The sequence below is a fragment of the Mucilaginibacter lappiensis genome (genome assembly GCF_900155965.1).
Lineage (GTDB): Bacteria > Bacteroidota > Bacteroidia > Sphingobacteriales > Sphingobacteriaceae > Mucilaginibacter > Mucilaginibacter lappiensis.
This window is the reverse complement of record NZ_FTMG01000003.1, coordinates 486,545-508,534: the sequence shown is the minus strand read 5'-3', so window position 1 is coordinate 508,534 and position 21,990 is coordinate 486,545. Positions and strand designations below refer to the sequence as shown.

Genomic DNA, 21,990 nt, shown 5'->3' with positions numbered 1-21,990 from the left:
GACAGTACCGCTTTCTGCTTGACGTATGTGATTGGTATTGATTGTGAAAAGATAAAATAAAATAACAAAAATGAACAATATAATAATATGAAAAAGGGTCACGGTATATTTTTAGGCCTATTATTCTTGTTTCCATTGCTTTCTTTTTCCTGTAAGAAGAAAGGGATTGAGCCTCAATTCACTGTTTCTTCTGTGCAAATTGTTTTTGAGTCGGAAGGAAGTAATTCTGATGTTTCTATCACTACAAATGGTAATTGGACAGCGACAGCCAACGTCTCATCTCCATGGTTCACCATAAGTCAGTCATCGGGAGGCCCGGGCAATGTTACGCTTAAATTAATTGCGAACGCTAACAACACGGGGGCTGGCCGCGAGGCGATTGTGACTATCATATCCTCGAATGGTGATGCCAGGCAAATTCAAGTTTCACAGCCAGATAATCAAGATCTGGAAGCAAAATTCGCAAAAGTTTCGCCGAAACTTCTCACCAATAATGCGAATCCTTTATTAGATTTTATGTTTACGGCCGACCCAACAGCTATAGTATACAATGGAAGAGTTTATGTGTATGCCACAAATGATCAGCAACAGTATGAGAAGGTAGGAAAAGATGGGAAAAATAGTGCCGAGTCCATCCGTTCACTGGTCATGATGTCTTCCGCTGATATGGTTAACTGGACTTATCATGGCGTCATAAATACAGCAAAGCTGGCGCCATGGACTGCTTCGTCCTGGGCGCCTTCCATTACATCCAGACTGGAAGTAGATGGTAAGACGCACTTCTATTTGTATTACTCCAATAACGCTTTTGGCTCAGCCGTGCTTACTTCCACCTCTCCCGTTGGCCCCTGGAAAGACCCATTAGGAAAGAACATAGTCGACCGCTCTGTCCCCGGTGTGGATGTCAATGTTCCATTCGATCCCGGAGTTGTGATTGACGGCCAAGGTACAGGCTGGCTGGTTTTTGGAGCCGGAACGCCTAAAACAACATATATGCCGGATAATGCCAGAATCGTCAAATTAGGAGCAGATATGATCAGTTTGGCCGGCAATATTTCTAAGATACCCGCTCCTTATTTTAATGAGGCCAGCGACCTTAACTTTATCAATGGAACCTGGGTTTATAGCTATTGTACAAATTGGGATGCACGCACTGTATGGCCTTATAGCAATATTGCTAAACCAACCGCATGCAACATATCTTATATGACGAGTAAAACACCCTTAGATCCGAATAGTTGGCAATATCGCGATAATTACTTTAAGAATCCTGGCGAAAACGTAGGTGATAACGTGGGTCCTTTGACAAACAATCACTCTCACTTATTCAAGTTTAACCAGAAATATTATTTTGCTTACCATGCCATGTATTTACAGGATTATTTTAACACTACGGGTGGTTTTCGTAATGTGGGTATCGAAGAAGCACCGGTGAAGGAAGGCAATGGTGTGAATATCCCCATGGTCAACGCAACTTTTAAAGGTCCGTCACAAACTAACCTATTAAATCCATTCGTTCTGCAGCAAGCAGAAACCACGGCAGGCACTTCGGGGCACATCCAGTTCGATACTGTTGGTATTGTGGGTAATATGGTTGCCAAAGGACAAATAGATAAACAATGTCTTATGGTCCGGGGAGCCGATTTCAGCAAACAGATTCCTGCCAAATTCGAAGCCCGGGTGAAAGGAACAGGTACAATTGATGTTTATGTAAATAATCTTAAAGGCCCGGCTCTTGTTTCCCTTAAATGTGATGCGAAGGACTGGACTACGCTCTCAAAGAAAATAGAACTGAACATACCTAAGGGAGTGGGGAATATCTATTTTGTATTTAATGGGGAGGGGTTTTTGTTTGATGAATGGAAATTTTATTAAGTCCGGTTGCTGGTTTATTGATACTATTTAATTTATAAGTAGATGTTCGATCAAAACGGGCTGTTACTGCCGATTCGTTGAAACCGTTAACCCTTTCTTAAAGCAGGATATAAACAGTAATGTTGGATTAAAGCTTTTTCTGGAATAGTGGTGCTGTGAACATATTAGACAATACCTTTTTCTGGTGAGCTAAACTTCAAAAATTAAATAGGAGAGAGTTTAGTTGTTTATAAGTAGATGCCTGGGGCCTTTACCGAGAGGTCCCGGCACTTTTTTAACTCTGACAATTCTGTTTTCAACATGACGGAAATCAACAGTGATCTATTTGAACGCATGACGATTGCCGCGACAAATGATACCTGGTTAAAAAAAGAGAATATGGAAGATCAAATTATTTCAAAAGCGCCAGAATTAGATGAAAGTGAAATTAAAGCTTTGATAGAGAATTTTGATACGATTGGTATTTTGCTTAAGGAGCACATAACTTTCCTCAGTAACCCTATCGTAACGTCGGAATCGAAAAAAATGTGTAACGAGGGCCTGGTTCTTATTAAGAAGTTCACTCAAAAATGTTTAGAGCATTATGGGATGCGTTACCTTTCAAAATAAGATTTCAACTACAGGTTATGTGGATATGTGTTGAAAATTACGGCCGCAGATAAATAGCATCGACAAAAAGAAAAGAAATAATAATTTATGAAATATACCATTGCCTGTTTTATGGCATTTTTCGTGGCCGGAGGAGTTTCGGCACAAAATAAAAGTGAGCTTGCGCTTAAGACAAAAATCAACAGCATCATCAAAAAAATGACACTCGAAGAAAAAATAGGAATGCTGCATGGCAACGCATTGTTTTCTTCGGCAGGCATGCCACGTTTAGGTATTCCGGAACTCACATGCGATGATGGCCCCTTAGGCGTGCGTGAAGAAATAAAGCGTTTTGATTGGGCTTCAGCTAACTGGACAACTGATTCTGCCATGTTCCTACCCAATGGTTCGGCAATAGCGGCTACCTGGAACCCGGTTATGGCTAACAAATATGGAGTTGTAATAGGGGAGGAAGCTAACGCTCGTAAAAAGAATGTGATGCTTGCGCCTGCTTTTAATATTTGCAGGATGCCCCTTTGTGGCCGTACTTATGAATATTACTCCGAAGATCCTTATTTAAATAGCCAATTGGCTATTCAATCAGTAAAAGGAATTCAAAGCCAGCATGTGGCTGCTTGTATAAAACATTTTGCTGCTAATAACCAGGAACTTGACCGCGACAGCGTAAATACGATTGTTGATGAAAGGGCTTTACGTGAAATCTATCTCCCGGCATTTAAAGCAGCCGTACAGCAGGGGAATGCTTATACTGTTATGTCGGCCTATAATAAGGTGAATGGTTATTGGTGCTCCGAAAATGATTTTTTATTAAATAAGGTACTGAAAAATGAATGGGGCTTTAAAGGCGTGGTCATGTCTGACTGGGCTGGGACACATCATACGGTTGCGGCCGCAAATAATGGGCTGGATATTGAAATGGGATCAAGCGGGCCGTATGATCAATGGTATTTTGCCCAGCCCTTGCTTGCCGCTGTTAAAGCGGGCCAGGTTTCGGTAAAAACGATTGATGATAAAGTGAGCAGGATTTTATGGCTCATGTACCATACCTCCATGAGTACCCATCATCCCAAAGGATCTATTGTTACTCCGGAACACGCGAAAGCCGCTTATGATATCGCCTCAGAATCTATCGTTCTGCTAAAAAACGACAATCATTTATTGCCTTTAAAAACAAGCGCAATCAAACGCATTGCTGTTATCGGAGATAATGCTGTACGGACATTTGCCTTGGGTGGTTACGGCGCGGGTGTAAAGGCCAAATATGAGGTTACCGCATTAGAGGGCATAAAATCAAGATTCGGCAAAACAGCCAGTATCAGTTTTGCGCAAGGTTACAGAGCCAATTACCAGGCCAGTAAAACGGACGAACAAAACCGCGGCTATGATAAACCCGATCAGCACCTGATTGATGAGGCTGTAGCGCTGGCAAAGGCCAGCGATGTGGCTATTTTGTGTATCGGCTCAAATCGTGAATATGAGAGTGAGGGCCATGATCGTAAAAGCCTGGAACTGCCTTTTGGAGAGCAGGCCCTGGTTAATTCGGTAAGCGCCGTTAATCCTAACACCATTATCGTCATTATGGCCGGCGCGCCATATAATCTGAATGAAATTAAAAAATCAAATCATACCGTTGTTTGGTCGTGGTTTAACGGATCAGAAGCCGGTAACGCGCTGGCCGATGTATTAAAGGGTGTTATCAATCCGTCAGGCAAGCTGCCGTTTACCTTCCCGGTTTCGTTACATGATTCACCTGCATTTAACCTGGATACCTATCCGGGTAAAGGCCTGACGGCTGACTATAAAGAAGGTATACTGGTTGGGTATCGCTGGTATGATACTAAAAACATAGAACCGCAATTCCCCTTCGGTTACGGTCTTTCCTACACTGATTTTTCTTTCAGCAATTTTTCGGCAGACAAATCAATCTATAAAAAAGATGAAACAATCCAGGCAAAGGTTACGATTAAAAATACAGGTGACAGATATGGCGCCGAAGTTGTGCAATTGTACGTAAGCGACCCGGTTTGTTCGGTATTGCGCCCTGAAAAAGAGCTTAAAGGTTTTAAAAAGATATTTTTAAAGCCCGGCGAAATAAAGACAGTAGAAATACGAGTGAAAGTTGCTGATCTGGCATTTTACGACGAATTAAAAAAGGCATGGAAAGTTGAAGCCGGTGAATTTGTTCTTCAATTAGGTAATTCATCACGCCATATTTCAAAAACAGTAAAAATCTTGGTTAAATAAAGTCATTTCAGAAGCCGTATGAGGTTTATGGAAAATCTGTGAACCGGACATACAGGCTATCCGGAATACCGATAAACTCCAAAATAATTTTCAATGGAAATGCCCCGTTGATCTTATAAAATAAGTGTAAAGAACACAATAAATAATATTAAATTTCACGATGAAAAAGTTATTACCCATTTCAATTTTATGCCTGTTACTTTTCGCTGCAACAAGCTTAAAAGCGCAAAACCCTAAGCTTACGCTTGATTTAACTAAACCCGGCGCAAATGTAAGTCCACAACTGTATGGTTTGATGACCGAAGAGATCAACCATTCGTACGATGGGGGTTTGTATGCCGAGCTGATCAAAAACAGGATATTTAAAGACAACCCCAATACGCCGGAAGCATGGAGCGTAATCAAGGAAGGTGGGGCGAAGGCTACAATGCAATTAGTTGCCGCAAACCCCAACTATATACCTGCAGATGAGCGGCGCCATGCAATTAATGGCGCGTTAACCACTTGTTTAAGATTATTGGTGGATACCGGCGGTGGCCGGGCCGGTATTGCAAATGAAGGTTATTGGGGCATACCTGTTTTGCCTAATACAACTTATAATGCCTCTTTTTATATTAAAGGTATGGAAAGTAAGCCATTGACCGAGCAATGGGCTCCCGCACCTAAAACTGCAGTTCCGGTAATTGCTGATAACACTGCCGGGCCTATAACCGTAAGTATAGAAAGCAATGACGGTAAAACGGTATATGCTTCGGGGGTTATTAATTTGATAAAAAGCGCCTTTTGGAAAAAATATGAGCTTAAATTAATAACCGGTGCTGATGTTAAACCAACAACTGACGCCCGTTTTGTTATTTCAACAAACCGTACCGGGGTTTACTATTTTAACCTCGTCTCGTTATTTCCGCCAACTTATCATAACCGCCCGAATGGGAACCGGATAGACATAATGAAATTATTGGCTGATATGAAACCCCGTTTTTTACGTTTCCCCGGTGGTAATTTCCTTGAAGGCCCAAAATTGACCGATGCATTTCCGTGGAAGACTACTTTGGGACCGCTTGAGGGGCGGCCCGGTCATACCGGCTCATGGGGTTACCGCCCGACTGACGGAATGGGCTTACTTGAATTTTTAGAATGGTGCGAAGACCTGAAAATGGAACCGCTGCTTGCCGTTTATGCCGGCTATTCACTCGATGGCGACCATGTAGACGCAGGTCCGCTTTTAAAGCCATATGTAGACGATGCGCTTGATGAAATTGAATATGTTACGGGCGATGTACACACGTACTGGGGCGCTAAGCGTGCGGCAGATGGGCACCCGGCGCCTTTTAAACTCAGCTATGTGGAGATTGGTAACGAAGACGGGTTTGACACATCTGGCAGTTACGATGGACGTTTTGCCCAGTTTGTTGATGGTATTAAAGCCGAATACCCCAACCTTCATTGTATTGCAAGCATCGGCGGTAAGGACTGGCTTGGGACCAGGGGTAAATTAACAATTCGCAAGCCCGAAATTGTAGATGAACATTATTATCGCAATGCCTGGGGAATGGAAGAGGATGCGGCACATTATGATAACTACGATCGCAATGGATATAAAGTGTTTGTAGGTGAATGGGCAACAACGGAAGGCAAGCCCACCACCAATTTGAATGCTGCCCTGGGTGATGCCGCCTGGATGACCGGTATGGAACGTAACTCAGACCTCGTTATCCGCTCATGCTACGCGCCTTTATTTGCAAATGTAAATAAGACTACCGCAACCGCGCCGAAAGCATGGCAATGGGAGTCAAACCTGATAGGTTATGATGCATTGACAAGTTTTGGTTCGCCCTCGTACTATGTACAAGTAATGTTTAATAGCTATATCGGCAATAAAGTGGTGCCTATAGCGGGCGCCAATATACCAACCCAAACGCGGCCTGCCACCAAACAGGACAGTGCCGCCAATAAAATGCCCCAACCTATACCAGCCATGTTTTATGTAGCTACCCAGGACACCAAAACGGGAAAACTGTTTCTTAAAGTAGTAAATGCAACAGGAAAGCCGCAAAAGGTTGATATTGATTTGAAGGGGGCCGGAAAGTTTTCTCCCGAAGGTATTATCGTGGTAATAAAAGGTGATAACCCCGAAGATACGAACACGATCAGCGATCCGGTAAAAATAGTTCCGGTTACCTCCAAAATAAAAGTGGCCGGCGCTAAATTTACAAGGACTTTCGATCCATATTCAGTAAGCGTGCTTCAAATAAATACGTTAACTAAGTAATTAAAACCAGGTAAGAATACCAGGATAAAAAAACAAATGTCAATATGAGAAATGCGATTTACAGGTTATGGATGACGGCCTTAATTATCATGCTTATAGCGCCGTGTTTATATGCACAAAAAGCCACTAATCCTATTATTTATGCAGATGTACCAGACATATCAATAGAACGTGTAGGCAATAGCTATTACATGAGCAGCACAACGATGCACATGAGTCCCGGTGTACCGATTATGAAGTCGAACGACCTGGTGACCTGGAAGACGGTGGGTTATGCATATGATACTTTAGGAAACGTTGATGCATTAAATCTCACAAATGGCAAAAACGCATATGGGCAGGGGTCGTGGGCAAGTTCTATTCGTTTCCATAATGGCACCTATTATGTAAGCACATTTTCTGCAAATACCAATAAAACGCACATTTACAGTACTAAAAATATCGAAAAAGGTCCGTGGAAAGCCAGGTCATTTGCCCCCGACCTGGGTGATCACTCCTTGTTTTTTGATGATGATGGAAAAGCGTATATGATTAGCGGGAGCGGAGATTTAAGGTTAGTTGAATTAAAGAACGATCTTTCCGGTATAAAACTCGGCGGAACGGACAAAATTATAATTAAAAAGGCAGGCGAGCCTTCGGGCGGTACCGGCCTCGGTCCCGAGGACTCTCAGCTGTTCAAGATAAACGGCAAATATTACCTTTTCAATATTACATGGCCAAAGGGCAGCATGCGCACTGTTATCATACACCGGGCAGATAAAATCACCGGCCCGTACGAAGGACGAATTGGCCTCCAGGATCTGGGTGTGGCGCAAGGCGGATTGGTCGAAGCGCCAAATGGGGCCTGGTATGCTTATTTGTTTCGCGATTATGGCTCAGTGGGCCGTATTCCCTATTTGGTCCCTGTAAAGTGGGTGGATGGATGGCCCGTTTTGGGTATCAACGGCAAAGTGCCTGAAACACTCGATCTGCCGGCCGGTAAAGGTTTGATCCCGGGCATCGCCGCTTCAGACGAGTTTGCCCGTAAAAAAGGTGAACGTGCATTACCACTGATTTGGCAATGGAACCATAACCCGGATAATAGCTTGTGGTCTGTTACCGCGCGGAAAGGGTATTTACGACTCACCACCGGCAGGATCGATGCCGATTTCCTGACGGCTCGAAATTCATTGACACAACGCACTATCGGCCCGGTATGCTCCGGGACTGTTTCGCTCGACGTTTCTAATATGAAAGATGGTGATTTTGCGGGTTTGGGCCTTTTGCAAAAAAATTACGGGTTGGTAGGTGTCAAAATAACCGGGGATAGCAAAGCTGTCGTGATGATCAATGCAAGCACCGGAAAACCCTTAGAAGCACAGAAAATCCCCTTAAACCAAAAGGTAGTATACTTTAAGGCGGAATGCAATTTTACGAACAGAAAAGACGTGGCAAACTTTTTTTATAGCCTGGACGGGAAAACGTGGATCCCATTGGGTACACAATTAAAAATGGCCTATACCTTCCCGCATTTCATGGGCTATCGTTTTGCTTTGTTTAATTATGCTACAAAAAATATAGGGGGAGCGGCTGACTTTGACTTTTTTCATATAACAGATTCCATTTCCCCGGAAAAATAAGGCGCATTAAATTAACACTTAACCATTTTTTATGAAAAAAACTCTAAATTATATATTAGGCATCCTGACATTAACAGGATGCAGTAAGCAAGAAATTAATGATTTAAGCGTAAAACCAGTTATCACAAACACTAATAAGTCGTTCGATGCAACCAGTTACGTGTTATTTATAATATAAATCTCCGATAGATGACCACAACTTGGAAAATCTTAACTTTTTTAATAGTATTTAGTTTTTGTACATCTGTAAAGGCGCAAAATACGAATGTTGCGCTAACCCCCCCCCCTATGGGATGGAACAGTTACAATTGTTACGGTATGACGGTTCATGAGGATGAGGTAAAAGCAAATGCTGATTACGTTGCGCAAAACCTGAAGGCGCATGGCTGGCAATATATAGTGGTGGATTTTTTATGGTCCTTTGATAGCCGAAGTGGCGACCCGTTTCAAAAAAGACTTAAAGATGGCTCATATAGCCCCTGGCTAACAATGGACCAATGGGGGCGTCTAACCCCTGATACAAATAAGTTTCCGTCGGCATTTGGAGGTAAGGGGTTTAAGCCATTGGCTGACTATGTCCATTCGCTGGGGTTGAAATTTGGTATTCATGTAATGCGTGGCATCCCACGCCAGGCGGTATGGGCAAAATCACCCGTAATGGGCACCAATGGCATAACTGCTGATATGATAGCCGATACTAATTCAAAATGCACCTGGAATAACCACATGTATGGCCTGGATATGGCTAAACCCGGTGCGCAGGCATACCTGAATTCAATATTGAACTTATATGCCGGTTGGGGCGTTGATTTTATTAAGGTCGATGACTTATCAAGGCCTTATAGCACTGCGGAGGTTGAGGGCTACCGCAAAGCAATTGATAATTGCGGCAGGGCCATCGTGTTCAGTACATCACCGGGGGCTACGCCTGTTGATAAAGCTGATAACGTAAAACAAAATGCTAATATGTGGCGGGTGGCCGATGACTTTTGGGACGAGTGGAATGCAGTATTGGAAATGTTTAATTATGGCAAACAATGGGAAGGCGTTGGCGGGCCCGGCCATTGGCCCGATTGTGATATGATACAGATAGGCAAGTTGTCAAAACGGGGCCCTGTAGGTGCCGAACGTTATAGCCGTTTTACAAAAGACGAGGAGTATTCGCACATGACATTTTGGACCATCTTCCGCTCACCATTAATTTTGGGCGGCAACCTGCCCGAAAACAGGGAACAGGAATTGAAACTGTTTACAAACGATGAGGTGATAGCAGTTAACCAATATGGGACTGAACCGCGCCAGTTATACAAAACTAATGATGCAATGGTTTGGTATTCGCACGTGCCCAATAGCAAGGATATTTATGTCGCTTTATTCAACCTGGCGGCACAGCCGCAGGATGTGGAGGTAAACTTTGCCCAACTTGGCCTGAACGGAAGGGTAGCCGTTCGGAACCTTTGGGAAAAAGAAGATGTAGGTGCCTTTAAAAAAGGATATAAAAAAATAATCAATACACACGGGGCCGCTTTGTTAAAACTATCGTTGCTTAATTAAAATTATCTTAGTGGTAATACATGCTCTTGCATTGGGTGCTGGTATTATGATACAGGGTTGTATGAGCACAATGGGCTATCGTTTTGCTTTGTTTAATTATGGTACAAAAAATATAGGGGGAGCGGCTGACTTTGACTTTTTTCCTATAACATATTCCATTTCCCGGGAAAATAAAGCCTAAGGAATTAACGAACAACAATATCAGAGTCACGCTATTCGAATAAAACAATGAAAATAATCAAACGGATATTATTAGTGTTTTTTACACTGTTTCACTTTTTTCAAACATCCGGTTATACCCAGGTAATTTTGCCAAAAGTATTTGGCGATAATATGGTTTTGCAAAGAGGCATAAAAATTCCTGTTTGGGGTAGCGCAACTCCAGGTTCCTTGATTGTTGCAACGCTTGGTAAAGTAGGTGCAAAAGCAAAAACCGATAAAGACGGCAAATGGATGTTGCATTTTTCGAAGTTCAAGGCAGGCGGCCCTTATGATCTCAAGATTTCTGAATCAGGAAAGCCGGAATCCACGATCAAACTAAAGGGGCTCCTTATCGGAGATGTCTGGCTGGCTTCTGGTCAATCTAATATGGAATGGCAGGTACAGCAGGCGCGGGATGCTCCGAATGAAATTGCCAAAGCAGATTTTCCGCAAATTCGCTTTCTTTTGGTAGAACATGATATTAAGTTTACTCCTCAATCTGATTTTTTAGGGGGTAAATGGAAACTATGCGACACAAATAATGTAAAGCAGTTCTCTGCCGTGGCCTATTATTTTGCCCGCAAAATACATAAAGAACAAAACGTTCCAATCGGGATCATTCAAAGTACCTGGGGTGGAACGCCGGTACAGACATGGACAAGCCGGGAAATGCAGCTTACATCGTCTGCTACCAGGGCAAAAATGCTTGCAGGTGATACGCTGACTCAAAATGATGTTGTAAAAGACAGCTTAAATATGATACGGTTTTGGGACATCGTTTATCATCCCCAGGGCAATACCGATAAGACCGTTCCCTTACCGGAATATGATGATTCTGGCTGGACCGCGGTTGAGATGCCCCGCTTGGTTAAGGATTTTGGGATCGGAAAATATGAAGGGATGATTTGGTTACGCAAAAAAATTGTGCTACCCACATCTTTTGCAGGAAAAGAGTTAGTGCTGAATGTTGGTCACCCTGAAATGAATTACTCCCTTTATTTTAATGGTACCGAAATATGTAAAACAATTTGGAATAGCAATTCAAAGCAATCCTATACCATTAGGGCCGGTCTGGTTAAAAACGGGGAAAATACCATTGCCATAAGAATGGCTATGCTGTGGGGCGGCGGCGGATTGAACCCTCCGGCCGAAGATATTTATATTACTGATGGTTATTCTAAGATCTCTTTAGCAGGGAAATGGTTGTATAAAATAAATGTTGAACCGGCCATTCCTAAAATCCACAATTACCAAAATTACCCAGCGGTGCTGTTTAACGCCATGATTAATCCGTTAATTCCTTTTGGGGTCAAAGGGGTTATCTGGTACCAGGGAGAGGCGAATGATTCGGAGGCTTACCGCTATAGGGAATTATTTCCAATGTTGATCAACGACTGGCGACAACGCTGGCATCGGGGTAATCTTCCTTTTTTATATGTTCAGTTGGCAAACTTCAAAAAAGAAGATCCGCTTCCTGCTGAAAGTGAATGGGCTGAATTGAGAGAAGCGCAAACACTAACACTGTTACAACCCAATACAGGTATGGCTTGCATAATAGATATCGGCGATGCAGGCAGTATTCATCCGACAAATAAACAGGAGGTAGGACGCAGGCTGGCGCTGATAGCGAAAAAAAAAGTATATGGGAAAGATGTTATCTCCTCGGGGCCTATGTATAAAAACTTCGTTATCAAAGGGAAAGATATAATTATAAGGTTTACCGATACAGGTTCGGGACTTGCAACCCGCGATGCAGCTTCACTAAAAGGATTTGTGATTGCCGGAGATGATAAAAAATTCTATTGGGCATCGGCCAGGATCGAAGGAGGTAAGGTGATAGTTAGTTCGGATAAGGTAAATATACCCGTAGCCGTACGTTACGCTTGGGCCGACAATCCCGTTTGTAACCTTGTTAACAAAGAAGGCCTGCCGGCCGTGCCCTTCAGAACAGATGAATGGAAGGGAATTACCCAAAAGTGATTTGGTTTACAAACCCCAAAATAGCGGGTTGAGGAAAACAGCAAAGCATTCAATAACATAACAGTAAAAATGCGTGAATGAACAAAATAATGAATTTCATGGCAGTAATGCCATTTATAATGTTGAGTTTTCTGGCATTTGCACAAACTACCCGCGGTAAAAAAGGGGATAGTTATTTTACTAATCCCATCTTTAAGGGAGATTATCCGGATCCAAGTATTTTAAGCGACGGTAGAGGGATATACGAGGAAGGCAGCGATCAGTATAATTATCAACGACGCGGATAAAAGCGGCCTGTAAGCTATGCTGGATGCAGGCGAAGTTGAGGCGATTGAAAAATGTCGTTGATGGGTTACATTTAAACTGGCCATCTGGTCTATTTATTATCGGTATAATACCTGTTACTAAATTTGCAATATGAAAAAAAAAACAATACTTAAAACTATCGTAATCGCCGGCCATTTTATTGCCATTATGCTCATTTGCAAGCCGGCTTTTTCACAATATATCGGCCAGTATCAAATAGAAATGACCAAACGGTCTGAAATTACCGCAAAGGCACAAAGCTTTAATTTACAGGATGTAAGGTTATTAGACAGCCGTTTCAAGCAAAACATGGAACGCGATGCCAAATGGATGTTGAGCATTAGTAACGCAAGCTTATTGCATACCTGGCGGTTAAATGCGGGTATCGCATCTAATGCCAAACCCCTGGGTGGATGGGAATCACCAAATTGTGAGTTACGTGGACATACTATGGGTCATATACTTTCGGGGCTTGCGTTGATGTATGCTTCAACAGGAGAGATAGTTTACAAACAAAAAGCCGATTCGTTGGTGACAGCACTTGCCGAATGCCAGCAGGTTTTGGATGAAGGTGGTTACCTAAGTGCTTTCCCAAAACAATTTGTCAACCGGGCAATTAAGGGTGAGTGGGTGTGGGCACCCTGGTATACGATCCACAAAGTGATGGCAGGGTTGATCGATATGTATCTGTATACAGGCAACAAGCAGGCTTTGGATATTGCAGAAAAGATGAGTGGATGGGCTTTTCATAAACTTGAGCCTTTAACTCCTCAACAATTGGCTACAATGGAAAAAACTGAGTTTGGCGGAATGAGTGAAGTTGCCTATAATTTGTATGCCATAACAGGAAACAAGAACGACAAAAGATTGGCAGAACTTTTTTATCATCACGCTATTCTGGACCCATTGGCAAATAAGGAAGATAAACTCGCGGGGGTTCACGCTAATACCCAAATCCCTAAAATAATAGGTGCGGCGCGCGGATATGAACTTACACACGATGACACGCTAAAAACGATTGCTGAATTTTTTTGGCAGACGGTTATCGATCACCATACGTTTGCAACCGGCGGTAACAGCGATCAGGAATTTTTCTTTACGCCCGATCAAATCTCGAAACATATTACAGCCACCACCACCGAAACCTGCAACACCTACAATATGCTAAAACTGACACGTCACTTGTTTGCCTGGACAGCAGACGTAAAGTATGCAGATTATTATGAGCGCGCTTTATATAACCATATATTGCCATCACAGGAAGCGGAGTCTGGTATGGTAACATATTTACAATCATTAAAGCCTGGTTTGTTCAAGACCTATAGTTCACACGACGACTCCTTTTGGTGTTGTGTTGGCACAAGTTTTGAAAATCATGCTAAATATGCTGAAAGTATTTATTACCATACGGATAATGGTATTTATGTTAACCTGTTTATCCCATCGGAATTGAACTGGGGCGAGAAAGGCTTTAAAATTGTTCAACAAACCCGCTATCCCGAAGAAAGTGTAACTAACCTTACCGTAAAGGAAGCGCCGTCACATATCCCGTTTTCGTTATATATCCGATATCCGCATTGGGCGACGTCTGGTGCGAAGATTACAATAAATGGTAAAGCAGTTAAAATATCAGAAAAACCCGGCAGTTATATTGAGTTAAAAAGAGTATGGAAAACCGGTGATGAAGTGGCTGTTAGTTTTCCTATGTCATTGCGATTGATTCCAGCAAACGATAATGCAAAGGTGGCCGCAATCGCTTACGGCCCATTGTTGCTGGCTGGAGATATGGGTACCGGCGGAATAAACCCGCCTGCACCTTTTGCCAGGGACCAGCTGGAATTTGTAAAATATAATATCCCTGAAGATGTTATCAGTTCGCTAACTGTAAAAAAACGGAAATTGACTGAGTGGCTAACACCATTGGTGGGGAAGCAGCTTACATTCGAAACGAAAGACGTGGCAGCCAGGCCCATTACCCTGATTCCTTATTACCAGATTGATAAACAGCGTTACGTACTCTATTGGAATTTGAAATGACCGAACTACAATTATGAAATGCCGGTCTCCCACTTCTACATTCGCTTGCAATGACAACCAGAAAGAGCTACCATATCATCTATTTACATTCCTCATTCGCCAGTAAAGCAAAGATAGGGCATGGTGGTCGCCAATGCTTTTCTTAACGTGAAAATTCATTAACGGCCGAATTTTTAAACCAGCCCATCCATTGTTATAGCCGCTTTCCCAATAAATTTACCGTTCGGAACCTCGGCGTAAGCTTTTTTAAATGAATTGAAAGGATAAACCTTACTCACCACAATTGCAATCCCGCTTTCTGCATAATCTGCAAGTTCGGCGAGGTATTCTGGAGAGGGTTTAAGCATGAGTAGTTTATATTTTTTACCAGAAATCAAGTTGATGAAAAAAGAGCTGATGATCTCTTTCGGTCCGGGCGCGGTATGTATATAAGCTGACGAATGCTTCATGATTTGTTTTGCTTTACTAAAAGGCATTTTACCTGATAGGTCAATGACAACATCATATTGTTTGTTCCCTTTTAAAACATCTTCGTTACGATAATTGATCACAAAGTCTGCACCCCAATCTTTGCCTGCTTGAATACCACTATCGCCTACTACAGTAGTAACTATGGCACCACCCATTTTTGCGATTTGGGTAGCAAACATCCCGATACCGCCTGAAGCGCCATTGATCAAAACTTCGGTACCTTTTTTCAGATCTACTAAAGTTTTAAATATCTGCAAAGCGGCAGAACCTACAACGGCCATGGTCGCAGCCTGTTCGAAAGAAATACTTTGAGGTTTGACGGTTATATCTTTTTCCTTAACTGTAATATATTCTGATAAGGCTTCGCCCTTAAAAACATCCATTATACCGAATACCTCATCACCTTTAGTGTATTTAGTAGCTGCCGTTCCGGTTTCTTCGACAATGCCTGAAAAATCAATGCCGATGCCTCTTGGGAATTTACTTCCGGACATTAATTTCATTTCCCCATTGCGTATTTTCCAGTCCAGCGGGTTAATGGATACCGCCTTAACTTTGATCAGCAAGCTTGTTTCCTGAACGGCAGGAATAGGGACTTCCGCTATTTGCAATACTTCCGGTCCCCCGAATTTCGAATACATTATCTTTTTCATTTTGTTCTGTTTATGTTGCCGCTGTACATGCCTTCTTTAAATACCCTTGCATTACGATCTGTTACAAATAGTACGATATTGCAGTCCCCGGCAGCTTTAATACGACTTGAATTTAAAGGTTAACATAAAAAAAACGTCTAAAAATAGAAGCCCAAAGCTTCCTTATACACCATAAATTTCGCTGCCAGTATGTGGGAAGTGAGCCATTTTTAGTTTCCGGTATATAACGCCCTGATAATTGCCAATATTACGGAAGTTGGAATCAGCTCCACTTATTTTATATCCTTATATAAATATACATCCGACACTATGTATTAGCTCGGATACAATACGCCAACCGAGATTAAGCATTTGGGAAAGATATTAATCGTCAGATTATTCGTTATAGCCTTTCGTCATATGCGGCAAATAACTGGTAGCAGAGTTCCGCATCTTTATTTTTCGCATCCAATAGGATGCGCACAACCTCATCAGGGCCGTTTTGCGCTTTACTAAGCCCTCGCATCGTTCATTGAAATTTCAATCTGGTTTCATACTGAAACAGATGGTCTTTATTTCTAAAAATTAATAATAAACCAGTTGTAGCTCACTAATTGCAGAAGCATCAATGTAATCGCATAAATTGCAAAAAGGCAGCAAATTACCAAAGATATGAGATGATCGTAAAGAATCAGTGCCTAAGATATCTTTAAAGATTAATTCTTCACAATCACTTTTATTTAAGATCTCAGGAAAGTATTGGTTAGTAAGGGAATAAATTTTAAGCTGTGGAATGATCAGGTTTATATTGGTTGATGACATATATTTCACGGAATTTAACAACTTTATATGATTTCTTGCCTGCTCCTGCCAATACTGGTGAGCGTGATTTTTGCCTGCTATAAAATAGCAGACGGCTAAAAATTCAAAATCGCCTGTTTCCCTTTTTTTAAAATTCTGTTCACCGGCTTTTAATATTTCAGAAACGACTTTAATTGTTTCATACAGTATCGTTTCAACTGTAGGTTCGTTAATTTTCGAGTTTAAGAAATCGCTCAAAAAAGCAATGAGGTGGCCTAAAAACCGGAAATCAATGGGTATTGAATTTTCTTTAAGTTTTTTCAATAAACCATTATCTCCCATTAACTTATCACGAAGCTCATCAGTTAAAACAATCAGGCAGGTTTCATGTGTAATAGTTTTAAACCGGTTGACGTTGGCATTAATACTTTGCATCCTTTTAAAAAAGTACAGCAATTTGCCAAGAGTCCCGTTCCCTAAGGACAAATTATTGTCCGGGGCAAACATTAATGCTTTATATATGGCGTTGTCGACATCTTCCAATATTTCATCGGTATTGGCTTCAAAAAAATTATTTTGCACTAACCATTCAATTACCCATCCAATACCGGCTAACCCATTTGAGAAATTTATCTCATTGATATGAGCAATATTTTCTGTGACGGCATCGAACATATCAAAACCTTTATCAGCAAACGCTTGATCCTTTGTATATTTTGATAGTATAAAATAGGCGAGTCCTAATCCTGTTTTTCCGTTTGTTAGGCCTAAATCATCTGGGGAATGATCATTGTCTTTATAGTTCTTAATTAGTTCAACTAATATTTTTTCCATAGATTTTACTCGGTTAGCGATTTTTTCCAGGGCCAGTTATTAACATAACCCTGCAGATCGTTCTTATGCATACGGCAGACTTTTAAATACTCCTCCATGTAATTCATATAAACAGCGCTATTTAAATAGCTGGAGTTTTCTTTTCTGGTATGATGTAAATGGAATAATGGCCCTTTTATCCTTTTTACTTTATACCCCAAATTTTCCATTCGTTTAACGCGTTCAATATCCTCTGGTCCCCAGCTTTTGAAAAATTCGTTATCTCCTCCAGATGCCGTGTACAAATCTTTTTTTGTAAAAATGGCACCACCCCAGGAACGTTTGGTTGCTGTGTGGAATTTATAACAGTTCTGATAAAATAAATCTGCATCAGTGAGTTTGTTAAAAGCGATCTTAAAAAGATTGTCAACACCCATAAAAGTTCCGTCATAAGGAGAAACCATATCTGCCTCATTATCTCTCAATAATGCAACGCTGTCAATAATTTGTTGTGTGGGTAATACTATATCTGTATCATAAATGGCAATTATATTGGTTCTGGCTCTCTTAATTAATTGATTATTAAGCCATGCATGGTTAAAAAATGTGTTTTCATCTGGAAAGAAAAATAATTGACAATCTTTTGGTAATTTATCTTGTGGTATTTTTTCGACGTTGCCAAATTCGCCAACAATGATATTGGTATCGAAAAATTTATCAAGCCAGCGGGTAACTAATAGTAAATTTTCCAGTCGGTCATCTGAATCTATGCTTACAGGAATCAGGAAGCTGGTGTCTCGTAAATTAATTCTGTCTTTTCGCTGATGTTGTTTGTAATCATTAATTAGTTCCACCATGAACTTACTGCATGTTTGGTCATTTATAGAGCTCAAATCTTCATCATAAGGAGGATATTGCGTGTATTCTACCTTACAAAATGACCTCGGCTTGGCAGATATTGAACCTCCTGTATAATGTAAAATTTTACAATCATGCCATTTTTTTATTCCCTCATCCGGCCAGCAAAAATCTAGTTCATGATCAATTTTAACTTCATACCCATGTAGCAAAGCATTCCATAAAACTGCCCACATATCGGCGCACCATGCTTGTATTCCTTTATGCTCACTTCGTTTTTTACCGGCGGTTGTATACTCTTTTTCAGCATTAGCATTGTTAAAAATGGTTAGTATGGCGAACAACGCCTCACAATCTTTTTCTACTTTACACCAATAATCGTAGGTGACATTTTTTAACAAATATTGCGCTCCCCCCGCATTTGCATTATTTTCCAGGACTGTCTGCGGACTTATGTTTACCGCATTACACATTTCCAAAAACAACTTGCGGCTACCTGAAGAAATGATATAACCGGTATTAATGTAGCTTTTGGTGTCTGAAACAAACCAGCATTGGCCTTCCGTAAGTTTTTGAAAATCGGGTAGTGTCCTGAAAATAATATCTGAATCATGATAAAAAATAACCTCATTTTCCAATTCCGGAAACGCCTGAAAGTGCTGCTTAATGAGATTAGGACGAATGGAGGAGGCATACTTTTTCTCGATTCTTTCATCCGGGTAGGCAAATATTTTAATGTCCGGGTTTTTGAGTATGATGTCTTTGAAGGACTTTCTCAATCCTCTTTTTTGATCATATCCGACCAGGATATGTATGTTTCCAGGCTCAATACCACAACTTTTAAAGTTGAATATTTGCAATTCAATTTGCCAGCTAAAATAAAAATCATCGGGTTGCGCAGAAAGAAAAATCATTTGAAATGGGTTATATCTATAAACAGGACTTTTAAATAAACCTACGCTACCTGATTGTTAATTGGTCTGCATTTCATTTAATGCCTGGATCAACTGTAAACTTTGTTGTAATTGTATTTGCAACAGCTTTAGTTTATCAGTAGGTAGTGAAACCAAATCGGTTATTTGAACCTCATGGTTATTTCCCTTAATGATCGTGACACCATTTATTTCCATCATTAATTCATTTACTTTCACATCTAATTTTTTTGCAAGGCGGAAAAGAAGGTCTGCGCTAGGATGAGATTTTCCGTTTTCTAATTTATTATAAGTAGCCTGCTCAATACAAAGGGCGTCTGCAAGATTTTGTTGTGATAACTGTTTTTGTTTACGTAGCTCTTTAACTCTGCTGGTGTTTACAATAAACATAAATTCTAATCATTTTGATGCGTAAATCATATCTGCTTATATCAAAAATAGATATTAAAAATATGTATACGCTATTTTTAAATTACACAAACGTTTGCGTAAGAAATTATTTAAGTAATTGTTAATCAGAAGATAGGAATAGATCGCTGTTTTTATGTTGGTGTGTTCCGATAATTATTATCTGGAATCATAATATAGGTGATGATCAGTTAAATTGATGGGTAGAAAAGATGCTATGAGTTGATATTCAATTTTTTGCTATGCCAATTAGGAATAAGTTTATGTAAAACGAGAATACTTATATTGTTTTAGACATCATTACTAAAATAAAAAGTAGCAGCGCCTGTCATCAAGTCTGATAATCATTTTTTGAAATACTTATTTCATAAAGTATAATGGTAATTGTAGCATTGCACATGAATTACCTAATCGTGTGCCTTACAGTAAATCTGCAATATGTCAAATCGGAATAAAATATGAGAAATTGTAATAACTTATTAGCCTTATATCGTATTTTAAAATAATAGTTTTAAAGAAAAATATTTTCAACCTTAACTCTAAAATAATGAGAACACTAAAAAAGCTGAATCTACAGCAGTTAGAAACAGAGGCGCAAGTTGTACGTCAACTAGATCAAAGATCAATTTTAGGCGGTACAGGGGTCATGACTACCCTTCCCCATTGTTATTTTGATAATATGCTTTACTACAGCGGCCAGTACGGTACTAATTACACGTTAACTGGTCTTGAAGCACAGTTCGATCAAGCATACGGAGCCGGGGCTCATAATAATGTTTCAGCTGCGCAGGCAACGGCTTTTACAAGCACTTTATTTAATGCCAGCCATATTGATAATAGCCAAATAGGAAGCATGGTTCAGAGTGGCGTATCTGTATCTACTGACTATCAAACCTCCCCGGGGATTAGTCATGCAATTACCTTAACTTATTATGATTCCAATACAGGGAACTACATCGGGATAGACACCTCTAACCATAACTCCACAATAGTTTTATCATCTTCTCAAGTTGGTTACGGAGGATATGCTGAAGCCATATATGGTAAAATTCCAGATTGATAATATTAATGGCAGGCAAAAATTTATTTATGCCTGCCATTTACCATCCAACTCAAATGAAAAAAACACTTCTTTGCTTATTGTTATTTTTTTTAGTCCACACAATATCTTTCTGTCAAAATATAAAGAATTTTCCTGGCTATGCAAAAAGCCTTAAAATTAACTTCACCCCGCCTAAAGGTTTTACTGTGGTGGATTGCGATAGCTATTATCGCCCCGGTAATTCAATGTTACTTAATTCTTTTTTTTATGAACTACAATCCACCAGTGACAGCATGGTTATCAATTTTACTATACTGGATTTATCACATGTAAACGATTCTCTTAAACAACGTGTTTCTCCTTCAAATACTTTTAGTAAAAACCTTGATTTTTTACAAGCCGCTCAGACCGAAGCAGATGTGAAGGAAAATAAGCTTGAATTTTACGCTGACGCGGAGTCGAAAAAAATATTTAATGCCGATAATGCTTTGTCTTTTAAGCTCAGAAATAATAACCCGTATAAAAACAAGTATCCATATTGCCAGGTAATTTTATTGCACAAAAAAGATCGGGCAGACATTTGGATATATTACTGGTATAACGATGGCAATAAACCCAAATTGGAAAGCGCAATAAGGCAAACCAAGGGTATTTTAAAGTTTGTGGAGTAAGATTCTATATAAAGTAAAAGTTTATCGTTTAAACTCAATCGCCAGCAAGTTTAATGAAAAAAATAACCCTAATTCTTATATGTATTTTCACGATTTTTAAAGCCGAGGGGCAGGACACCTTTTCAAGGGCATTTAATGATCGGTTAATGAAGGCAAATATGCTATTTAATCGCCCCGATAGTTTTGTCGCCATACCTGTTATTTCCAATAAACAGGTACTTTATGAGTATGCTGTTAAACATGTTAATAAAAACGTAGAGGTTAGATATATTGTCAATCCATTGGACACGCAATTGAAATCCTATAATGAACTCGTGAAAAACAAAAAGCCAGGTGATGTATTTATTGATCCCAATACATCGTACTTAGCCTATTTCTACTCGCTGTTGAAGAATATATCGAGTAGCCCTCCCGCAAATTTTACTACGATCAATGAGGAACAGACAAAAAATAATTTTCAGGCAGATTGGGCTGCGTTTACTTTTATTAATTTAAATAAAGAATTCGGTCAAAATTATAAGTATTGTTTAGTCGTGGCTTTACATAAAAATAATTTTGGAGATGCTTATTGCATTTATCTTTCGGATGAGAGAAATGGTTTAATTCATTCCGCTTATGCGAATAATTTAAGCTCCCTGAAGTTTAAATAATGATCGTCATTTATC

17 protein-coding genes are annotated in these 21,990 nt (G+C 40.3%); 13 read left to right on the top strand and 4 right to left on the bottom strand.

Translation table 11 applies throughout. The features are described from left to right. The first annotated feature begins 87 nt into the window (after window positions 1–87). The 9 genes from BW976_RS09415 to BW976_RS09375 all read left to right on the top strand — a co-directional run bounded on the left by BW976_RS09415 (window position 88) and on the right by BW976_RS09375 (window position 14,697). On the top strand, window positions 88–1,875 hold the full coding sequence (locus BW976_RS09415) for a family 43 glycosylhydrolase (RefSeq protein WP_084192134.1): 1,788 nt from the start codon (window positions 88–90) through the stop codon (window positions 1,873–1,875). 300 nt (window positions 1,876–2,175) lie between these two features. Beyond that, complete coding sequence (locus tag BW976_RS09410; RefSeq protein ID WP_076372722.1) at window positions 2,176–2,484, top strand: hypothetical protein; 309 nt, start codon at window positions 2,176–2,178, stop codon at window positions 2,482–2,484. Between the two features lie 87 nt (window positions 2,485–2,571). Further along, a complete protein-coding gene (locus BW976_RS09405) occupies window positions 2,572–4,728 on the top strand; it encodes a glycoside hydrolase family 3 C-terminal domain-containing protein (RefSeq protein WP_076372721.1) in 2,157 nt (718 codons plus the stop codon). A gap of 160 nt (window positions 4,729–4,888) precedes the next feature. Beyond that, on the top strand, window positions 4,889–7,000 hold the full coding sequence (locus BW976_RS09400) for an alpha-L-arabinofuranosidase C-terminal domain-containing protein (protein ID WP_076372720.1): 2,112 nt from the start codon (window positions 4,889–4,891) through the stop codon (window positions 6,998–7,000). 44 nt (window positions 7,001–7,044) lie between these two features. After that, a complete protein-coding gene (locus tag BW976_RS09395) occupies window positions 7,045–8,619 on the top strand; it encodes a glycoside hydrolase family 43 protein (RefSeq protein WP_076372719.1) in 1,575 nt (524 codons plus the stop codon). Between the two features lie 288 nt (window positions 8,620–8,907). Further along, window positions 8,908–10,173 (top strand): glycoside hydrolase family 27 protein, encoded by a 1,266-nt coding sequence (locus BW976_RS09390; protein ID WP_076372848.1) that lies wholly within the window; start codon window positions 8,908–8,910, stop codon window positions 10,171–10,173. A 228-nt stretch (window positions 10,174–10,401) separates the two neighbouring features. Then, complete coding sequence (locus BW976_RS09385; protein ID WP_076372718.1) at window positions 10,402–12,354, top strand: sialate O-acetylesterase; 1,953 nt, start codon at window positions 10,402–10,404, stop codon at window positions 12,352–12,354. Window positions 12,355–12,431: 77 nt separating this feature from the next. Beyond that, window positions 12,432–12,641: a hypothetical protein gene (locus BW976_RS09380; RefSeq protein ID WP_076372717.1), complete on the top strand. Its 210-nt coding sequence runs from the start codon at window positions 12,432–12,434 to the stop codon at window positions 12,639–12,641. Between the two features lie 130 nt (window positions 12,642–12,771). After that, a complete protein-coding gene (locus BW976_RS09375) occupies window positions 12,772–14,697 on the top strand; it encodes a glycoside hydrolase family 127 protein (protein WP_076372715.1) in 1,926 nt (641 codons plus the stop codon). A 173-nt stretch (window positions 14,698–14,870) separates the two neighbouring features. On the opposite strand, the gene BW976_RS09370 is transcribed toward BW976_RS09375, so the two are convergent. The 3 genes from BW976_RS09370 to BW976_RS09360 form a co-directional block, all read right to left on the bottom strand. Next, the gene (locus BW976_RS09370) at window positions 14,871–15,821 is read right to left on the bottom strand and encodes an NAD(P)-dependent alcohol dehydrogenase (RefSeq protein ID WP_076372713.1); all 951 of its coding nucleotides are present in this window, start codon (window positions 15,819–15,821) and stop codon (window positions 14,871–14,873) included. A 564-nt stretch (window positions 15,822–16,385) separates the two neighbouring features. After that, on the bottom strand, window positions 16,386–17,435 hold the full coding sequence (locus BW976_RS09365) for a lanthionine synthetase LanC family protein (RefSeq protein ID WP_076372711.1): 1,050 nt from the start codon (window positions 17,433–17,435) through the stop codon (window positions 16,386–16,388). Window positions 17,436–17,440: 5 nt separating this feature from the next. Continuing rightward, window positions 17,441–18,910: a galactosyltransferase-related protein gene (locus tag BW976_RS09360; RefSeq protein ID WP_175614084.1), complete on the bottom strand. Its 1,470-nt coding sequence runs from the start codon at window positions 18,908–18,910 to the stop codon at window positions 17,441–17,443. Between BW976_RS09360 and BW976_RS29320 the strand changes: the two genes are divergently transcribed. Further along, window positions 18,884–19,225: a hypothetical protein gene (locus tag BW976_RS29320; RefSeq protein ID WP_175614083.1), complete on the top strand. Its 342-nt coding sequence runs from the start codon at window positions 18,884–18,886 to the stop codon at window positions 19,223–19,225. The genes BW976_RS09360 and BW976_RS29320 overlap by 27 nt on opposite strands. 18 nt (window positions 19,226–19,243) lie before the next feature. On the opposite strand, the gene BW976_RS09355 is transcribed toward BW976_RS29320, so the two are convergent. After that, a complete protein-coding gene (locus tag BW976_RS09355; protein WP_076372707.1) occupies window positions 19,244–19,594 on the bottom strand; it encodes a helix-turn-helix domain-containing protein in 351 nt (116 codons plus the stop codon). A gap of 565 nt (window positions 19,595–20,159) precedes the next feature. Between BW976_RS09355 and BW976_RS09350 the strand changes: the two genes are divergently transcribed. From BW976_RS09350 to BW976_RS09340, 3 genes are all read left to right on the top strand, one after another. Beyond that, a complete protein-coding gene (locus tag BW976_RS09350; protein WP_076372705.1) occupies window positions 20,160–20,672 on the top strand; it encodes a hypothetical protein in 513 nt (170 codons plus the stop codon). Window positions 20,673–20,947: 275 nt separating this feature from the next. Further along, window positions 20,948–21,325 (top strand): hypothetical protein, encoded by a 378-nt coding sequence (locus tag BW976_RS09345; RefSeq protein WP_175614082.1) that lies wholly within the window; start codon window positions 20,948–20,950, stop codon window positions 21,323–21,325. Between the two features lie 53 nt (window positions 21,326–21,378). Further along, complete coding sequence (locus BW976_RS09340; protein ID WP_076372701.1) at window positions 21,379–21,975, top strand: hypothetical protein; 597 nt, start codon at window positions 21,379–21,381, stop codon at window positions 21,973–21,975. The last annotated feature ends 15 nt before the right edge of the window (window positions 21,976–21,990 follow it).

Excerpts from the sequence above, each read along its gene's own strand:
- BW976_RS09415 (WP_084192134.1), top strand. The coding sequence starts at position 88 with ATGAAAAAGGGTCACGGTATATTTTTAGGCCTATTATTCTTGTTTCCA.
- BW976_RS09410 (WP_076372722.1), top strand. The coding sequence starts at position 2,176 with ATGACGGAAATCAACAGTGATCTATTTGAACGCATGACGATTGCCGCG.
- BW976_RS09405 (WP_076372721.1), top strand. The coding sequence starts at position 2,572 with ATGAAATATACCATTGCCTGTTTTATGGCATTTTTCGTGGCCGGAGGA.
- BW976_RS09400 (WP_076372720.1), top strand. The coding sequence starts at position 4,889 with ATGAAAAAGTTATTACCCATTTCAATTTTATGCCTGTTACTTTTCGCT.
- BW976_RS09395 (WP_076372719.1), top strand. The coding sequence starts at position 7,045 with ATGAGAAATGCGATTTACAGGTTATGGATGACGGCCTTAATTATCATG.
- BW976_RS09390 (WP_076372848.1), top strand. The coding sequence starts at position 8,908 with ATGGGATGGAACAGTTACAATTGTTACGGTATGACGGTTCATGAGGAT.
- BW976_RS09385 (WP_076372718.1), top strand. The coding sequence starts at position 10,402 with ATGAAAATAATCAAACGGATATTATTAGTGTTTTTTACACTGTTTCAC.
- BW976_RS09380 (WP_076372717.1), top strand. The coding sequence starts at position 12,432 with ATGAACAAAATAATGAATTTCATGGCAGTAATGCCATTTATAATGTTG.
- BW976_RS09375 (WP_076372715.1), top strand. The coding sequence starts at position 12,772 with ATGAAAAAAAAAACAATACTTAAAACTATCGTAATCGCCGGCCATTTT.
- BW976_RS09370 (WP_076372713.1), bottom strand. The coding sequence starts at position 15,821 with ATGAAAAAGATAATGTATTCGAAATTCGGGGGACCGGAAGTATTGCAA.
- BW976_RS09365 (WP_076372711.1), bottom strand. The coding sequence starts at position 17,435 with ATGGAAAAAATATTAGTTGAACTAATTAAGAACTATAAAGACAATGAT.
- BW976_RS29320 (WP_175614083.1), top strand. The coding sequence starts at position 18,884 with ATGATAAAAAATAACCTCATTTTCCAATTCCGGAAACGCCTGAAAGTG.
- BW976_RS09355 (WP_076372707.1), bottom strand. The coding sequence starts at position 19,594 with ATGTTTATTGTAAACACCAGCAGAGTTAAAGAGCTACGTAAACAAAAA.
- BW976_RS09350 (WP_076372705.1), top strand. The coding sequence starts at position 20,160 with ATGAGAACACTAAAAAAGCTGAATCTACAGCAGTTAGAAACAGAGGCG.
- BW976_RS09345 (WP_175614082.1), top strand. The coding sequence starts at position 20,948 with ATGGTTATCAATTTTACTATACTGGATTTATCACATGTAAACGATTCT.
- BW976_RS09340 (WP_076372701.1), top strand. The coding sequence starts at position 21,379 with ATGAAAAAAATAACCCTAATTCTTATATGTATTTTCACGATTTTTAAA.